Source organism: Mesorhizobium sp. M1050 (assembly GCF_040318715.1).
GTDB lineage: Bacteria > Pseudomonadota > Alphaproteobacteria > Rhizobiales > Rhizobiaceae > Mesorhizobium.
On sequence record NZ_JAMYMV010000044.1, the window covers coordinates 43,116 to 57,837 of the forward strand.

The following is a 14,722-nucleotide window of genomic DNA, read 5'->3' on the forward strand; positions in this document are numbered from 1 at the left end:
ATCGACCTTAAAGCTTGCGATAAGACGTGACTCAAAATCCCAACGCGCCCCGGATAAAAATCGCTGCCCATGACCATTTCCAATTCCGTGCCGATCACCCCCGAACTCATCGCCGCGCACGGGCTGAAGCCCGACGAGTATCAGCGCATTCTCGATCTTGTCGGGCGCGAACCGAGCTTCACCGAACTCGGCATCTTCTCGGCGATGTGGAATGAGCATTGTTCGTACAAATCGTCGAAGAAGTGGCTGCGCACGCTGCCGACCACGGGCCCGCAAGTCATCCAGGGCCCAGGCGAGAATGCCGGCGTGGTCGACATCGGCGACGGCGACTGCGTCGTCTTCAAGATGGAGAGCCACAACCACCCGTCCTACATCGAGCCCTATCAGGGTGCGGCGACCGGCGTCGGCGGCATATTGCGCGACGTCTTCACCATGGGCGCGCGGCCGATCGCTGCGATGAATGCGCTGCGCTTCGGCGCGCCTGACCACCCCAAGACCAGGCATCTCGTTTCGGGCGTGGTTTCCGGGGTCGGCGGCTATGGCAACGCCTTCGGCGTGCCGACGGTCGGCGGCGAGGTCAATTTCGACGCCCGCTACAACGGCAACATCCTGGTCAACGCTTTTGCGGCCGGCATTGCCAAGACCGACGCGATCTTCCTGTCGGAAGCCAAGGGCGTCGGCCTGCCTGTCGTCTATCTCGGCGCCAAGACCGGCCGCGACGGCGTCGGCGGCGCCACCATGGCTTCAGCTGAATTCGACGACAAGATCGACGAGAAGCGCCCGACCGTGCAGGTCGGCGATCCTTTCACCGAAAAGTGCCTGCTGGAAGCCTGCCTCGAACTGATGGCCTCGGGCGCCGTGATCGCCATCCAGGACATGGGTGCCGCCGGCCTGACCTGCTCGGCGGTCGAGATGGGTGCCAAGGGCGACCTCGGCATCGAGCTCGATCTCGATAAGGTGCCGGTGCGTGAAGAGCGCATGAGCGCCTACGAAATGATGCTGTCGGAAAGCCAGGAGCGCATGCTTATGGTGCTGCGCCCCGAAAAGGAACAGGAAGCCGAGGCGATCTTCCACAAATGGGGGCTCGACTTCGCCATCGTCGGCAGGACCACCGACGATCTGCGTTTTCGCGTGCTGCACCAAGGGGATCAGGTCGCCGACCTGCCGATCAAGGATCTCGGCGACAAAGCACCGGAATATGACCGGCCGTGGGTCGAGCCGAAGAAGCCGGCGCCGCTGGCCGCCGATGACGTGCCGCAAGCCGACGTGGCCGATGCGCTGTTGAAGCTGCTCGGCGGACCGGATCTTTCCTCGCGCCGTTGGGTCTGGGAGCAATACGACACGTTGATCCAGGGCAATTCGCTGCAGCTTCCCGGCGGCGATGCCGGTGTGGTGCGCGTCGACGGCCATCCCACCAAGGCGCTCGCTTTTTCGTCCGACGTGACGCCACGCTATTGCGAGGCCGACCCTTATGAGGGCGGCAAGCAAGCGGTGGCCGAATGCTGGCGCAATTTGACCGCCACCGGCGCCTTGCCGCTGGCCGCCACCGACAATCTCAATTTCGGCAACCCGGAGCGGCCCGAGATCATGGGTCAGCTGGTCGGTGCGGTGAAAGGTATCGGCGAGGCCTGCCGCGCACTCGGCTTCCCGATCGTCTCCGGCAATGTCTCGCTCTACAACGAAACCAACGGCCAGGGCATTTTGCCGACGCCGACAATCGGCGGCGTCGGTCTGATCGCCGACTGGTCGAAGATGGTGCGGACCGGCTTTGCCGCGCAAGGCCAGATGATCCTGCTGGTCGGCGCGCCGGACTCCTGGGGAACGCATCTTGGCCAGTCGGTCTATTTCAGGGACATCCACGGCCGCACCGATGGCCCGCCCCCGCCGGTCGATCTGGACCATGAAAAACGCGTCGGTGACCATGTGCGCGCTCTGATCGCATCCGGCATCGTCACGGCGGCGCATGACGTGTCCGATGGCGGTATCGCGGTGGCTTTGGCCGAAATGGCGATGGCCTCCGGCATCGGCGCGACCGTTCCCGGGCTTGTCGGGACCGATCCCATTCCGGTGTGGTTCGGTGAGGATCAGGGCCGTTATCTGCTGACGCTGTCGATCGACCCGCATGGCGATGAATGGGACGCCATCCGCAAGCAGCAGGGCGAACTCGGCATCTTCGCGCCGTGGATCGGCTCTACCGGCGGCAGCGCGCTGAAGCTTGGTGAGGCGCGGGCAATCCCGGTCAGCGAACTGACCGGGGCGCACGAGGGCTGGTTCCCGCGCTTCATGGGTCAGGCCAGCTGACCGGAGCATGATCCCGAAAAGTGGAAACCGGTTTTCGGAAAAAGGTCATGCTCAACCACAGAAATTGGCTGCCCGGGCGCTGCTTGCAGTCGTCTTCTGGCCGTCGCTGTTCTTCTTCTGGTTCCTCGGGCCGTTCGTCTTCTTCCTGCTGTCGACGACCTCAAGCGAGGTTTGCGCCCGGCTGGAAACGCGCTCGCAGTTTCTTGCCGCGGCTAATGGCGCCATCCCGATGCTCATCGCGCAGAACCTCATCTATGCGATTCCGATCGTCTCCCTGGTGCTTTGGGGCCGCCTTGCACCGGATCCGGCACGGGCAAGGCATATCGTCACCTGCATTAAGCTTTTTGCCTGCGCGGCCGTCATAGGGGCGCTGTGGGAGTACGGCTCTTCGCTCGTCTGCGACGGTTACGGTCAACCGTTCTTCTCGCCAGCCTGGCAGATGACGAGTTATCTCCCCATAATCAGCCTGATTATCAACATTCCCCTCTATGTGCTGACTTTCAGCCTTGGCCGTGCTTTTTCGACACGTGAGGACGTCGCCGAGGATGAAGCAAGCCCACGGGCCCCTGATGTTCCCGAATCGTCTTGCCCTTGATGGGACAGAACGGCTTCAATCCGGACCGGAAAGGCTTTAGGCTCGCCCGACTCTCATGTTATGGCCGGCTACCGGCCGCTCGAAACAGGATTCTGCCATGGCAATGGATGCCCGCGACATCGAAAAACTGATCAAGGACGGCATTCCGGACGCCAAGGTGACGATTCGCGATCTCGCCGGCGACGGCGACCATTATGCGGCCGAGGTGGTGGCCGAGAGTTTTCGGGGAAAAACCCGCGTGCAGCAGCACCAGATGGTCTATGACGCGCTGAAGGGCAATATGGGCGGCGTGCTGCACGCGCTCGCGCTGCAGACCAGCGTTCCCGACTAAAACGCACCGGAAAACAACCGCAACCACACGAGTCAGTGTCGAGGGAACCGCTTGGCCCAACACAGCCCATCCTTTGCGCCATTTCAGCCACGGCACGGCTAAAGTCTTGTTTCGAGCAATCGTTGGGTTTATTTGAATGGAAATGTTTCGAGCCTGACTCCCACAGGCGGGAAAGGATATTCAATGAGCGGCATCAACGACTACATCGACAACGAAGTGAAGGGCAACGACGTCGTCCTTTTCATGAAGGGCACGCCCGGTTTCCCGCAATGTGGGTTTTCCGGCCAGGTCGTCCAGATTCTTGACTATATCGGCGCGGACTACAAAGGCGTGAATGTTCTGGACTCCGCCGAACTGCGCCAGGGCATCAAGGAATATTCCAACTGGCCGACGATCCCGCAGCTTTACGTCAAGGGCGAATTCGTGGGCGGCTGCGATATCGTGCGTGAGATGTTCCAGGCGGGCGAACTTCAGACATTCCTTGTCGAAAAGGGCGTCAGCGTCAAAGGCGCCGCCTGACTTTTGTTTTCGTGCATGTCGGCCGCCTGACCGCCGCACACATGCATGAAACGCAGGGCACCTCGGCAATTTTCATGTCCTGAACTAAGGACCAAGACGAGCCAATGCGCCGGCCCGCCGGCGCATTTTCGTTTGAAAGATCGGACTTGCCGTGGACCAGCAAAAGTCAGCGCCGCAATCGGCAAGCAAACTGCCCATTCCTCGCTGGGAATTCATTGCGCTGTGCGCTGCGCTGATGGCGCTGAACTCGCTGGCCATCGACATCATGCTGCCCGCTCTGCAGCAGATCGGCGCCTCGCTTGGCGTCGAGAACGAAAACCACCGGCAATATGTGATCACCGCCTATATTCTGGGCTTTGGCGGCGGCCAGCTGTTCTTCGGGCCGATCTCGGATCGCTTCGGCCGTCGCGCACCGCTGGTCGCCGGGCTGGTGATCTATGTCGCCGCGGCTGCGGCGGCCGCCGTTGCACCAAGCTTTGAAACACTCCTCTTGTGCCGGGCCGTGCAAGGCATTGGTGCTGCCGCCACCCGCGTCATCGCCGTCTCGATCGTGCGCGATACATTCGACGGCCGGCGCATGGCCGAGGTGATGTCGCTGATCTTCATGGTGTTCATGGCGATCCCTGTCATTGCTCCCGGCATCGGTCAGTTCATCATGCTGTTTGCGACCTGGCATTGGATCTTCGTCACCATGGCCGTCGGTGCGCTCATTGTCTCGGCCTGGTCGCTGCTGCGCCTGCCTGAAACATTGCATCCCGAACATCGCCGGCCGCTGACCGTCAACTCCATCCTCGGCGGGTTTCGCATCGTGCTCACCAACCGCGTTGCGATCTGCTATGCCTTCGCCAGCACCTTCATTTTCGGCGCCATGTTCGGCTTCATCGCCTCGGCGCAGCAGATCTATGTCGACATATTCAATGTCGGCGAGATGTTCCCGGTCATCTTCGCCGGGGTTGCGGGCGTGCTTGCTTTCTCCAACTTCCTGAACTCGCGCCTTGTCGGCCGCATCGGCATGCGCCGCCTGTCGCAGAGCGCGCTGCTGCTGTTCCTGGTCATCAGCCTTGCCTGGCTGGTCGTTTCGCTGGAAATGAAGATGCCGCTCTGGCTGTTCATCACCTTCTTTGCCTGCGCCATGGTTCCGTTCGGCGCGCTCGGCGCGAATTTCAACGCGCTGGCCATGGAGCCGCTCGGCCAACTGGCCGGCACGGCATCGTCCATCCTGGGTTTCATGCAGACTTTTCTCGGCGGCATTCTTGGCACGCTGATCGGCCAGGCGTTCAACGGCACTGTGACGCCGCTGGCCGCCGGCTTCTGCAGCGTCTCGGTCGCAGCGCTGCTGATGATTTTCATCGCCGAGCGCGGCAAGATGTTCCAGCCGCAGAATCCACCCGTTTCAGGACACATCACCGACTTGCATTAAGACGCACCCTCAAGGGCTGCCGTGAAGCGAGGGGCAAGCATACGCCCCGCGATGGCTTCGCCCATGCTGTCCGAAAAGGGCAATGGCAGGGCGTCGTCGAGTGCCCTGAGGATTGAAGCCACGAAGGCCCGGCTGAGCTGGGGATCGGTCCCCAGATCGGAATATGTGGCGCGAGGCTTGCCGATCAGTGTGCCGTTGCGACGAAGCGAGAATCGCAGCGTCAGGGACATGCCGGCGGTTCCGGGCGGCGGCTTCCAACAGGCGTAGATTGCGTCGGACATCTCTTTTATCGTGTCGACGGGATCGGGGCTACGACAGCTGCGCTCTTGCGATCTTGCTTCGTGGGAGCTGGCAAACAAGGCGGCGGCAAGAGCCGCCGCGACGATTGCGAACCGAAGTTTCATTCGAGTGCCTCCGGATCTGCGTGAGATTGCAACGCTCCTTTAGCCGGACACCGCCGGTTCGGACACTGGCCGCAGGACTTGATCCTATTGCGCCCAAAGCTCGCGGCGCAATTCGTGCCAGCTTTCCCGATCGGGCGCGACAAGCAGGCCGCCGCCGAGATGCGAGGGCAGATAGGCGCTGCCATCGAAACGCGCGGCATGACCACCGGCCTCGGCATGGATCAGCACGCCGGCCAGATGGTCCCACGGCATCAGCTTGTTGTAGACGACGAAGTGGGCATGGCCGCTGGCCAGCAGGCGGTATTCGTGCGCCGCGCAGCGGTAGGCGAATTGCGACAGGATCTTCGTCTGGTTGCGCGCCAGCCGCGACCGCTCCGGCTCGGGCATATATTGCCAGGAGACCGAGCCTGTCATTTCCGAGATCGGCGCAGGTGCGGCGACATGCACCTTCTCGATGCTGCCATGCGCATGCCGGATATGGCTGCCGGCGCCTTTGGCACCGATCAGCCAGTCCTTGCCGACGGGATCGTGGATGATGCCGGCAACGGTCTCGCCCTTGACCACGACCGCCAGCATGACGCCGAACAAGGGCACGCCGGAGGCGAAGTTGAAAGTGCCATCCACCGGGTCGATGACGAAAGCCAGATCGGCCTCGCCTAGGCCTTCAAGCAGCGCCGGATTGTCGGAACAGGCCTCCTCGCCGACGACCATCGCCTGGGGATAACGCTCGCGCAGCCGCGCGGTGATGAGCCGCTCGGCATCGACGTCGGCTTCCGTCACCAGGTCCGCGGCAGAGGTCTTCTGGCGGATGTCGCCCTCGCCCAGCCGGCGAAAGCGAGGCATGATTTCGGCTTTCGCGGCGTCGGATAGAAGGCCAGCGAGCCAGTCGATCGCAGTATCGTCAAATGTCATCGGCTTGCCTTGTGCCGACGGTCTCATTGAGCGCCGCGAAATCGAACAGCTTTCTGTCGAGCAAATGCGATGGCCTGCTGTTCGACAGCGCGCGCAGCATCGTGTCCTTGCGGCCGGGCATGCGCTTTTCCACGCCCTCCAGCATGGCCTTCATGGCGTTGCGCTGGAGACCCTCCTGGCTGCCGCAGAGATCGCAGGGAATGATCGGGAATCGCATCGCGGTAGCAAATTTCTCGAGGTCGCCCTCGGCGCAATAGCTCAGCGGCCGCAGCACCATGACGTCGCCGTCGTCGTTGAGCAGTTTTGGCGGCATGGCGGCGAGACGGCCGCCGTGGAACAGGTTCATGAAGAAGGTCTCGAGAATGTCCTCGCGATGGTGGCCGAGCACCAGCGCCGAGCACCCCTCCTCACGCGCTATACGGTAGAGATGGCCGCGCCTGAGACGCGAACAGAGCGAGCAATAGGTGCTGCCGGCAGGCAGCTTGTCGGTGACGACGGAATAAGTGTCCTGATATTCGATGCGATGCGGGATGGTGTATCTGTCGAGATAATCGGGCAGAATGTGCTTGGGGAAATTCGGTTGGCCCTGGTCGAGATTGCAGGCCAGCAATTCGACCGGCAGCAGCCCGCGCCATTTGAGATCGAGCAGCACGGCGAGCAGCCCGTAGGAATCCTTGCCGCCCGACAGCGCGACCAGCCAGCGTTGGCCGGGCTTCACCATCGAAAAATCCTCGATCGCCTGCCGGGTCAGCCGCAACAGCCGCTTGCGCAATTTGTTGAACTCGACCGAGGACGGCGCATCTGCGAAAAGCGGATGGAAGCCGCCCGCGATGTCGGCTGCTGATTCAAGCGATTCGGCGTCTGGCAACATGTTCATGGCGTCGGTTCCGAAATCCTGGAGCAACGATCGTTCGGCACTTCGTTGCGCCCGGGAGTAGCGGACATGGCCGAGAAAGAAAAGGCAGACAAAGAAAAGGCCGCCTCGAGGCGGCCTTTGAATGGTATCGCAAATGCGTTCGCTCAGCGCGAACGGAATTCGTCGCTTAGCGCGAATAGAATTCGACGACCAGGTTCGGTTCCATCTGCACGGCGAACGGAACGTCCGCCAGGCCGGGGATGCGCGAGAAGGTCGCGACCATCTTGTTGTGATCGGCTTCGATGTAGTCCGGCACGTCGCGCTCGGCGAGACCGACCGCTTCCAAAACGATAACCAACTGCTTCGACTTTTCGCGGACTTCGACGACGTCGCCCGGCTTGCAGCGGTACGAGCCGATGTTGACGCGCTTGCCGTTGACGTTGACGTGGCCATGGTTGACGAACTGACGGGCGGCGAAAATGGTCGGCACGAACTTGGCGCGGTAGACGACCGCGTCGAGACGCGACTCGAGCAGGCCGATCAGGTTCTCCGAGGTGTCGCCCTTGCGGCGGTCCGCCTCTTCATAGACCTTGCGGAACTGCTTTTCCGAAACGTCGCCATAGTGACCCTTCAGCTTCTGCTTGGCGCGCAGCTGCAGGCCGAAATCGGAAAGCTTGCCCTTGCGGCGCTGGCCATGCTGGCCGGGGCCGTATTCACGCTTGTTGACCGGGGACTTCGGGCGGCCCCAGATATTTTCGCCAAGACGGCGGTCGATCTTGTACTTCGCGGATTCGCGCTTGCTCATCGCATTCCCTTTTCAAAACAACACACCCGGAACCTCATGGTCCGGGTGAAGGAAACGCGCCCTCCTCTGGCCTCCGTTTTCGAGACCTGACAGGGTTTTCCCACGCAACGCGGCGGAAAACCCACGGGACACGTCAGTTCAAACAAGATAGCAGAATTGAGTTTCCACGCATCTTGCGCACATAAAGAAAACCACCGGGCATTGCGGCCCGGTGTTGGCGCGCTGATTAAACGGAGATTTAACCGGTGTCAAGCTCACTGCTGGCCTTGGGTTTGGCGGCGATATAGCGTCTCTGGGTTGAGTGCGGTGCCGGACGTGGCGGGAGGTTGCGCCAACGGCATTAGGAAGGGACTTGAGCAAAGGAGCCACAATTCGCATGAAGAAGTTCTTCCTTACCCTGACGGGAGCCGCGGTGTTGGCGGGATCCATGGCGGTCATAACGCCGGAGCCGGCAATGGCGCGGCACTGGAGTGGCCACCGGCAGCACGAGGTCTGCCGCATCGTGGTCAAGAAGAAGATTGTCTGGCGGCACGGCCACAAGAGGGTCATCCGTTACAAAGTCAAGCGCTGCTGGGCGCGCTGGTAGGCTCCCGGTTCGGTCTCAGGCGGCCGACATATCGTTTCAAAGCCCGCGGTCTTGGCCGCGGGCTTTTTCATTCCGGCTCATGTTCTTATGGACGAGCTTGTTATCGATGGCGAAACGCGGATGCCCTGATCCCTAATGTTTCGATTTCTTCTCCGGCAGGCTTTTGCGCTTCGTCTCGGCGAATTCCTCAAGTTGCTTCTCGCTCATCGATTCGTACATTCCCTTGGAAGCGCCCTTGAGTTCGCCCTTCTTCATCTCGCCGCGCTTGGCCGACAAGGCGGCGCCAGCGGCTTTCTGCTGGGCTTTCGAGGTGGCTGGCATGGCTGATTCTCCCTTCATTGCCTGAGAGAAAACGCGACAAGCCAGCCAATGTTCCGGATATCAGGCGACCGTCAGGCCAAAGCCCTGCATGAGCCGGCTGGTAGCGAAGTCCACCTTGCCGGAGGTGAAGACTGCAATGTCGGGCTCACCCACCGGCAGCGGTCCGTCGACCGGTGCAAGCAGCGACATGGCGCGGCGGGCGATCGCTTCGGCCGGGTCGATCCAGTCGACCGGCCAGGGTGCGGTCTTGCGCATGCGGTTGGCCAGGAACGGATAGTGCGTGCAGCCGAGCACGACGATGTCGGTGCGGGCGCCATCCTTCTCGACAAAGCATGGTGCGATCTCCTGACGCACGATCTCCTCATCGACGAACCCCTCGCGCATGTAAATCTCGGCCAGCGGGGCGAGCCGGTCCGAGCCGACGAGCCGCACATGGCATTTCTGCGCCCATTTGCCGATCAGGTCGCGCGTGTATTGACGCTTGACCGTGCCGGGCGTCGCCAGCACCGAGACCAGCCCGGAGCGCGTGCGCTCCGCCGCCGGCTTGATCGCCGGCACCGTGCCGACAAAGGGATGGCCCGGGAATTTCGCGCGCAGCGCATCGATCACCAGCGTCGACGCGGTGTTGCAGGGGATGACCGAAATCTCGGGCCGAAATTTTTCCAACAGCGCGCCGAACAGGCCAAGGATATGGGCGTTGAGGGCCGGTTCCTCCCAGGCGCCATAGGGAAACGCGGCGTCATCGGCGACATACACGAAGCGGCGATCGGGCATCAGCACGCGCGCTTCGCGCAGCACGGTGAGCCCGCCGATGCCCGAATCGAACATCAGGATCGGCCGCTCAGTCATTGTCGGAGCCCTTTCCGCCGAATGGCGGTATGTCGTCGTCCTTGACGGTGTCGGCAAGGCTATTGCCTTCCGCCTTGCGGGCACGTGCGGCGGCCGCGGGCAACCGCCTTGGATCGTCGCCCGGGGAACCATCGCCGCGCGGCATCGCCGGCGAAAACCGGTCGAGCGACGAGATGATGCCGCGCAGCACCTTGAGCTCCGGTTCGGCAAATCCGGGGCGCGTCAGTACGGCGCGCAGATTGTCGACCATCTTCGGCTTCTTCGGGGCCGGCCGGAAATAGCCGCGCGCTTCCAAGGCACCTTCGAGATAGGCGAACAGCCCGTGCAGTTCTTCCTTGCTTGCCGGCTTCATATCCGGGCCGGAAAAATTGGTCTTGGTCTCGTCCTCGAGGCCGGACTTCATCCATTCGTAGGACATCAGCAGCGCGGCCTGGGCGATGTTGAGCGAGGAGAAATCGGGATCGACCGGAAAGGTGACGATCTCGTCGGCTAGGCCAACCTCGTCATTGTAGAGGCCGAAGCGCTCGCGTCCGAACAGGATGCCGGTGCGCTGCCCCATTGCGTGACGGGCCCGAAGCATCCTGCCCGCTTCCACCGGACCCCGCACGGATTTGAAGCCGTCTCGCTGCCTGGCCGTGGTGGCAAAAACGAAGTTCAAATCGGCGAGCGCCGAGGCCAGATCGTCGAAGACGGTGACTGCGTCTATGACATGATCGGCGCGGCTGGCCGCCGCGCGTGCCTTCTCGCTCGGCCAGCCGTCACGCGGGTTGACCAGGCGCAGCTCGACCAAGCCGAAATTGGCCATGGCGCGCGCGACCATGCCGATGTTCTCGCCAAGCTGCGGTTCGACGAGGATGATCGCCGGGCCGGTGGTCACGAGGCCGCGCTGAAAGTCCGTTCCTGCCATGTGTTCCAGATGATTGCGCTACGAAGTCTCCGCGTCCTGCCATATCGATACGGCTTTTTGAAGAGCGGTCGGTCGCCCGACTGAGAAATTGCTGTAGCGCGTACCTGCCGCTTCCCTTGGTTGCGTTAAGAAATCCGATGGTCGCACTCTTGATGCACTCGACCGTCGGGCTCGCGAAAGTCGCCACACGTGTCTGGGCAAGCCAGTCGTCGCACGGCGTATGAAAAAATGACGAGACTGGCTCCTCGGTGTTTATAACGGAATAAATCCGATCTCATTTACTGCCTTGTCCCACCAACCCGCATCCCAAATCGCCGACAGATGTACCGTCTCATGCTCGCTGCCGGCATCGACGATGTTTTGCATTCTTAGAAATCATCTACGATCAGGGTGCATATTTGTTTACGATGACGCAGCGCGTCACTGGAAAATTAGATTAGAACACTATAATATCCGACCCGCTTGGGGTTCAATGTGTATCGACGAATGGTATTTGGAAGGCGGAGTGCGCCTTGCATACTCCCGTCATTTTATCTGCGCCCCAGCATTTCGACACGGGTTTCAGCGGCCGACGAGGGCGTTGGCCATAATCTAGGAGGGGCAAATGAAATTGGTACGGTTTTTCCTTTCACTCGCTGTGTTGTTTGTGGCGTCAGTTTTCCTGATCGCGCCAGCTTCCGCGCAGGCGACACGGACGTGGGTTTCCGGTGTTGGTGACGACGCCAATCCTTGCAGCAGAACGGCGCCTTGCAAGACCTTTGCCGGTGCTATCTCGAAGACGGCGACGAGCGGCGAGATCAATTGTCTCGACCCGGGCGGCTTCGGCACGGTCACCATCACCAAATCCATCACCATCGACTGCAAGACGACTGAAGGTGGTGTGCTCTCCTCCCTTGTAAACGGCGTCGTCGTCAACACGCCTGCCGGCTCCGTGGTGCATCTTCGCGGCCTTGATATAGACGGCGCAGGCAACGGCTTGGACGGAGTGCGTATGATTGGCCAAGGCCAACTGCATATTGAGGATTCCAACATAGAGAGGGTAACCAGCAACGGCGTCGAATTTCTCGCCAACGGGAACAGCGAACTCTACATAAGCAACACTCGGATAGCCGAGGCAGGCGCTGAAGGTGTTCTCATCAAAACGTCTGGGGCCATTGGAATTAATGCCATCCTTTCGAAGGTGGAAATTACCAACAGCGGCAGCGGCATTCTTGTCGACGGCACCGGCAACACCCTTGCCATGAACATGACGCTGACCAACAGCCTGGTCAGCGGCAACACCGGCAACGGGGTGACGGTCAAATCCGTCGCCGCGGCATCGTCGGTGCGTGCGACGATTGTCGGCACCACAATCAGCGCCAATGCCGGCGTCGGCGTCAACGCGAACGGTGCCGCGGCCAGCGGCAGCGGAAGCGCCATCGCCTTTCTCGGCGGATCGGCGGTGTTCGGCAATGTCACCGGGGTCAGCAACACCGGTAGCGGCGCTGTCCAGTCGTTCAAGAACAACATGATCTCCGGCAACATAACCGACGGCACGCCGATCACGGCATTCCCGGGCCCGGGCGGGACACCGTTGCAATAAGCCCTGTCGTCTCCGCAGCAGCACGAAACAAAGGCGATGCCGGCTGCCTCTCAAGAGGTGGTGCCGGCATCGCTTTTTTGTTCCCGCTTGCTACAGCAGCAGCCTGTGTCTTCGGCTGCCCCGTTTGCACCGCTCGGATCGCTTTGCTATAGGCGAGGTCCCTGTCCCGGCGGGGCCGACCGCAATCAATCAACATTCGAACGAGGCATTTTTTCCATGGCGAAGATCAAGGTGGCGAACCCGGTCGTCGAACTCGACGGCGACGAGATGACCCGCATCATCTGGCAGTTCATCAAGGACAAGCTGATCCACCCTTATCTCGACCTCAACCTCGAATATTACGACCTCAGCGTCGAGCATCGCGACGCGACCAACGACCAGGTGACTATCGATTCGGCCAACGCCATCAAGAAATACGGCGTCGGCGTGAAATGCGCGACCATCACCCCCGACGAGCAGCGCGTCGAGGAATTCAAGCTGAAGAAGATGTGGAAGTCGCCGAACGGCACCATCCGCAACATCCTCGGCGGCACGATCTTCCGCGAACCGATCATCATGAAGAACGTGCCGCGCCTGGTCCCCGGCTGGACCAAGCCGATCATCGTCGGCCGTCATGCCTTCGGCGACCAGTACCGGGCCACCGATTTCCGCTTCCCCGGCAAGGGCAAGCTGACGATCAAGTTCGTCGGCGAGGACGGCAAGGTGATCGAGCATGACGTCTACGACGCGCCGGGCGCCGGCGTCGCCATGGCCATGTACAATCTGGACGACTCGATCCGCGAGTTTGCACGGGCGTCGCTGAACTACGGCCTGCTGCGCAACTATCCGGTCTATCTGTCGACCAAGAACACGATCCTCAAGGCCTATGATGGCCGCTTCAAGGACATTTTCCAGGAAGTCTACGAGGCGGAATTCGAAGCCGAGTTCAAGTCGAAGAAGCTGTGGTACGAGCACCGGCTGATCGACGACATGGTGGCTTCCAGCCTGAAATGGTCGGGCGGCTATGTCTGGGCCTGCAAGAACTATGACGGCGACGTCCAGTCCGACACGGTGGCGCAGGGTTTTGGATCGCTCGGCCTGATGACCTCGGTGCTGATGACGCCGGACGGCAAGACGGTGGAAGCCGAAGCCGCGCATGGCACCGTCACCCGCCATTATCGCCAGCACCAGAAGGGCGAGGAAACCTCGACCAATTCGATCGCCTCGATCTTCGCCTGGACGCGCGGGCTAGCCCACCGCGCCAAGCTCGACGACAATGCCGAGCTGAAGCGCTTCTCCGAAACGCTGGAACGGGTCTGCATCCAGACCGTCGAATCCGGCTTCATGACCAAGGACCTGTCGCTGCTGATCGGCCCCGACCAGCCCTGGCTTTCGACCACCGGCTTCCTCGACAAGATCGACGAGAACCTGCAGAAGGCGATGGCCTGACCTCTCGAGGTTCGGGAGGGCCAGCATGGGCAAGCCCATCGTCTACGGGGCGGATTACAGCGTCTATGTGCGCATTGTCCGCCTCGTGCTCACGGAAAAAGGCATCGACTACGAGCTTGTGCCGGTCGATGTCTTTGCCGCCGAGGGTATTCCCGCCTGGTATTTCAGGCACCACCCGTTCGGCCGCATCCCGGCTTTCGAGCATGATGGGTTTCGGCTGTTCGAGACGAACGCGATTGCCAAATATATCGACGAGGCGTTTGACGGGCCGAGCCTTCAGCCGGCGGGACTCCGCGTCCGCGCAACAATGAACCAGATCCTCGGCATGCTCGACGCTTATGCGTACAGATCCATGGTCTGGGATGTCGCCGTCGAGCGGCTTGAGAAGGAAGCCCCTGACGAAGCACTGATCGCCAACGGGCTTTCGCAGGCAAGCAAGGCGCTTCAGACGCTCTCCTCGCTGAAAGCGCCAGGGCCGTGGCTGCTGGGCGACCAGCTGACCCTGGCCGATCTCCATGCGGCGCCGATCATCGGTTATTTCGTCAAGGTCGCCGAAGGGCAAAGCCTGCTCGCTGAATTTCCGACGATCCAGGCTTGGTGGGAGCGCATCGCGGCGCGGGCGAGCTTTGCCAGAACCGAAAAGACCGAGTGATCTGCGGTTTCGCCGTACTTATGTGGCGCTGGCCGCGATCTCTGCGGATACCCTTCAACACTGGCAATTAGCGAAATCGTGCGCGAAAGCGCCCTTCTCCCCGTTCACGGCAGGGCTATCGCATATGAATTCTTGCGAAGAAGAACCCCCACCCTAACCCTCCCCACAAGGCAGGGCTATCGCATATGAGTAAAGAGGCTAAGCAGGTTTTGATCGGCCCATCGTGCCTTGAGTCGTTTGTGGCTGAGCGGGAT

16 protein-coding genes are annotated in these 14,722 nt (G+C 61.3%); 9 read left to right on the top strand and 7 right to left on the bottom strand.

Annotation, left to right across the window (positions count from 1 at the left end; genetic code table 11):
- Positions 1 to 69 precede the first annotated feature (69 nt).
- From purL to NKH57_RS22260, 5 genes are all read left to right on the top strand, one after another.
- Positions 70 to 2,301, top strand: coding sequence for a phosphoribosylformylglycinamidine synthase subunit PurL (gene purL, locus NKH57_RS22240; RefSeq protein WP_352947332.1), 2,232 nt, complete (start codon positions 70 to 72; stop codon positions 2,299 to 2,301).
- Between the two features lie 7 nt (positions 2,302 to 2,308).
- A complete protein-coding gene (locus NKH57_RS22245; RefSeq protein ID WP_352947335.1) occupies positions 2,309 to 2,896 on the top strand; it encodes a hypothetical protein in 588 nt (195 codons plus the stop codon).
- A 97-nt stretch (positions 2,897 to 2,993) separates the two neighbouring features.
- Complete coding sequence (locus tag NKH57_RS22250) at positions 2,994 to 3,227, top strand: BolA/IbaG family iron-sulfur metabolism protein (RefSeq protein ID WP_023759532.1); 234 nt, start codon at positions 2,994 to 2,996, stop codon at positions 3,225 to 3,227.
- A gap of 183 nt (positions 3,228 to 3,410) precedes the next feature.
- Positions 3,411 to 3,746, top strand: a complete 336-nt coding sequence (gene grxD / locus NKH57_RS22255) for a Grx4 family monothiol glutaredoxin (RefSeq protein WP_013532137.1) — start codon at positions 3,411 to 3,413, stop codon at positions 3,744 to 3,746.
- Positions 3,747 to 3,897: 151 nt separating this feature from the next.
- Entirely contained in the window at positions 3,898 to 5,166 is a 1,269-nt protein-coding gene (locus NKH57_RS22260; protein WP_352947339.1) for a multidrug effflux MFS transporter, read from the top strand.
- Here the strand turns inward: NKH57_RS22260 and NKH57_RS22265 are convergent.
- From NKH57_RS22265 to rpsD, 4 genes are all read right to left on the bottom strand, one after another.
- The gene (locus NKH57_RS22265) at positions 5,163 to 5,570 is read right to left on the bottom strand and encodes a UCP034077 family protein (protein WP_352947342.1); all 408 of its coding nucleotides are present in this window, start codon (positions 5,568 to 5,570) and stop codon (positions 5,163 to 5,165) included. The genes NKH57_RS22260 and NKH57_RS22265 overlap by 4 nt on opposite strands.
- An 84-nt stretch (positions 5,571 to 5,654) precedes the next feature.
- The gene (locus tag NKH57_RS22270) at positions 5,655 to 6,482 is read right to left on the bottom strand and encodes an inositol monophosphatase family protein (protein WP_352947345.1); all 828 of its coding nucleotides are present in this window, start codon (positions 6,480 to 6,482) and stop codon (positions 5,655 to 5,657) included.
- Entirely contained in the window at positions 6,472 to 7,359 is an 888-nt protein-coding gene (gene ttcA / locus NKH57_RS22275; protein WP_352947348.1) for a tRNA 2-thiocytidine(32) synthetase TtcA, read from the bottom strand. Before ttcA ends, NKH57_RS22270 begins: the two co-directional genes overlap by 11 nt.
- Positions 7,360 to 7,525: 166 nt before the next feature.
- Positions 7,526 to 8,143 carry a 30S ribosomal protein S4 gene (rpsD, locus tag NKH57_RS22280; RefSeq protein ID WP_023759539.1) on the bottom strand — a complete coding sequence of 206 codons (618 nt, stop codon included), beginning with the start codon at positions 8,141 to 8,143 and terminating at the stop codon, positions 7,526 to 7,528.
- Positions 8,144 to 8,519: 376 nt separating this feature from the next.
- Between rpsD and NKH57_RS22285 the strand changes: the two genes are divergently transcribed.
- The gene (locus NKH57_RS22285; RefSeq protein WP_023759540.1) at positions 8,520 to 8,729 is read left to right on the top strand and encodes a hypothetical protein; all 210 of its coding nucleotides are present in this window, start codon (positions 8,520 to 8,522) and stop codon (positions 8,727 to 8,729) included.
- 132 nt (positions 8,730 to 8,861) lie between these two features.
- Here NKH57_RS22285 and NKH57_RS22290 read toward each other — a convergent pair whose 3' ends face one another.
- Genes NKH57_RS22290 through NKH57_RS22300 form a run of 3 tightly spaced genes read right to left on the bottom strand, consistent with a single transcriptional unit; the run spans position 8,862 to position 10,806 of the window.
- On the bottom strand, positions 8,862 to 9,050 hold the full coding sequence (locus NKH57_RS22290; protein WP_023759541.1) for a DUF3008 family protein: 189 nt from the start codon (positions 9,048 to 9,050) through the stop codon (positions 8,862 to 8,864).
- Positions 9,051 to 9,110: 60 nt separating this feature from the next.
- Positions 9,111 to 9,899, bottom strand: a complete 789-nt coding sequence (gene murI / locus NKH57_RS22295; RefSeq protein WP_023759542.1) for a glutamate racemase — start codon at positions 9,897 to 9,899, stop codon at positions 9,111 to 9,113.
- Positions 9,892 to 10,806, bottom strand: coding sequence for an RNA methyltransferase (locus NKH57_RS22300; RefSeq protein WP_352947352.1), 915 nt, complete (start codon positions 10,804 to 10,806; stop codon positions 9,892 to 9,894). The genes murI and NKH57_RS22300 overlap by 8 nt, the downstream gene beginning before the upstream one ends.
- 604 nt (positions 10,807 to 11,410) lie before the next feature.
- Between NKH57_RS22300 and NKH57_RS22305 the strand changes: the two genes are divergently transcribed.
- The 3 genes from NKH57_RS22305 to NKH57_RS22315 all read left to right on the top strand — a co-directional run bounded on the left by NKH57_RS22305 (position 11,411) and on the right by NKH57_RS22315 (position 14,468).
- The gene (locus tag NKH57_RS22305) at positions 11,411 to 12,388 is read left to right on the top strand and encodes a right-handed parallel beta-helix repeat-containing protein (RefSeq protein WP_023759545.1); all 978 of its coding nucleotides are present in this window, start codon (positions 11,411 to 11,413) and stop codon (positions 12,386 to 12,388) included.
- 216 nt (positions 12,389 to 12,604) lie between these two features.
- On the top strand, positions 12,605 to 13,816 hold the full coding sequence (locus NKH57_RS22310) for an NADP-dependent isocitrate dehydrogenase (protein ID WP_352947355.1): 1,212 nt from the start codon (positions 12,605 to 12,607) through the stop codon (positions 13,814 to 13,816).
- A 25-nt stretch (positions 13,817 to 13,841) separates the two neighbouring features.
- Positions 13,842 to 14,468 carry a glutathione S-transferase family protein gene (locus NKH57_RS22315; RefSeq protein ID WP_352947358.1) on the top strand — a complete coding sequence of 209 codons (627 nt, stop codon included), beginning with the start codon at positions 13,842 to 13,844 and terminating at the stop codon, positions 14,466 to 14,468.
- Positions 14,469 to 14,722: the final 254 nt, after the last annotated feature.

Coding starts and splice junctions, on each gene's coding strand:
- murI (WP_023759542.1), bottom strand. CDS start 9,899: ATGACTGAGCGGCCGATCCTGATGTTCGATTCGGGCATCGGCGGGCTC.
- grxD (WP_013532137.1), top strand. CDS start 3,411: ATGAGCGGCATCAACGACTACATCGACAACGAAGTGAAGGGCAACGAC.
- NKH57_RS22290 (WP_023759541.1), bottom strand. CDS start 9,050: ATGCCAGCCACCTCGAAAGCCCAGCAGAAAGCCGCTGGCGCCGCCTTG.
- ttcA (WP_352947348.1), bottom strand. CDS start 7,359: ATGAACATGTTGCCAGACGCCGAATCGCTTGAATCAGCAGCCGACATC.
- NKH57_RS22305 (WP_023759545.1), top strand. CDS start 11,411: ATGAAATTGGTACGGTTTTTCCTTTCACTCGCTGTGTTGTTTGTGGCG.
- NKH57_RS22310 (WP_352947355.1), top strand. CDS start 12,605: ATGGCGAAGATCAAGGTGGCGAACCCGGTCGTCGAACTCGACGGCGAC.
- NKH57_RS22250 (WP_023759532.1), top strand. CDS start 2,994: ATGGCAATGGATGCCCGCGACATCGAAAAACTGATCAAGGACGGCATT.
- NKH57_RS22315 (WP_352947358.1), top strand. CDS start 13,842: ATGGGCAAGCCCATCGTCTACGGGGCGGATTACAGCGTCTATGTGCGC.
- NKH57_RS22285 (WP_023759540.1), top strand. CDS start 8,520: ATGAAGAAGTTCTTCCTTACCCTGACGGGAGCCGCGGTGTTGGCGGGA.
- purL (WP_352947332.1), top strand. CDS start 70: ATGACCATTTCCAATTCCGTGCCGATCACCCCCGAACTCATCGCCGCG.
- NKH57_RS22270 (WP_352947345.1), bottom strand. CDS start 6,482: ATGACATTTGACGATACTGCGATCGACTGGCTCGCTGGCCTTCTATCC.
- NKH57_RS22300 (WP_352947352.1), bottom strand. CDS start 10,806: ATGGCAGGAACGGACTTTCAGCGCGGCCTCGTGACCACCGGCCCGGCG.
- NKH57_RS22245 (WP_352947335.1), top strand. CDS start 2,309: ATGATCCCGAAAAGTGGAAACCGGTTTTCGGAAAAAGGTCATGCTCAA.
- rpsD (WP_023759539.1), bottom strand. CDS start 8,143: ATGAGCAAGCGCGAATCCGCGAAGTACAAGATCGACCGCCGTCTTGGC.
- NKH57_RS22265 (WP_352947342.1), bottom strand. CDS start 5,570: ATGAAACTTCGGTTCGCAATCGTCGCGGCGGCTCTTGCCGCCGCCTTG.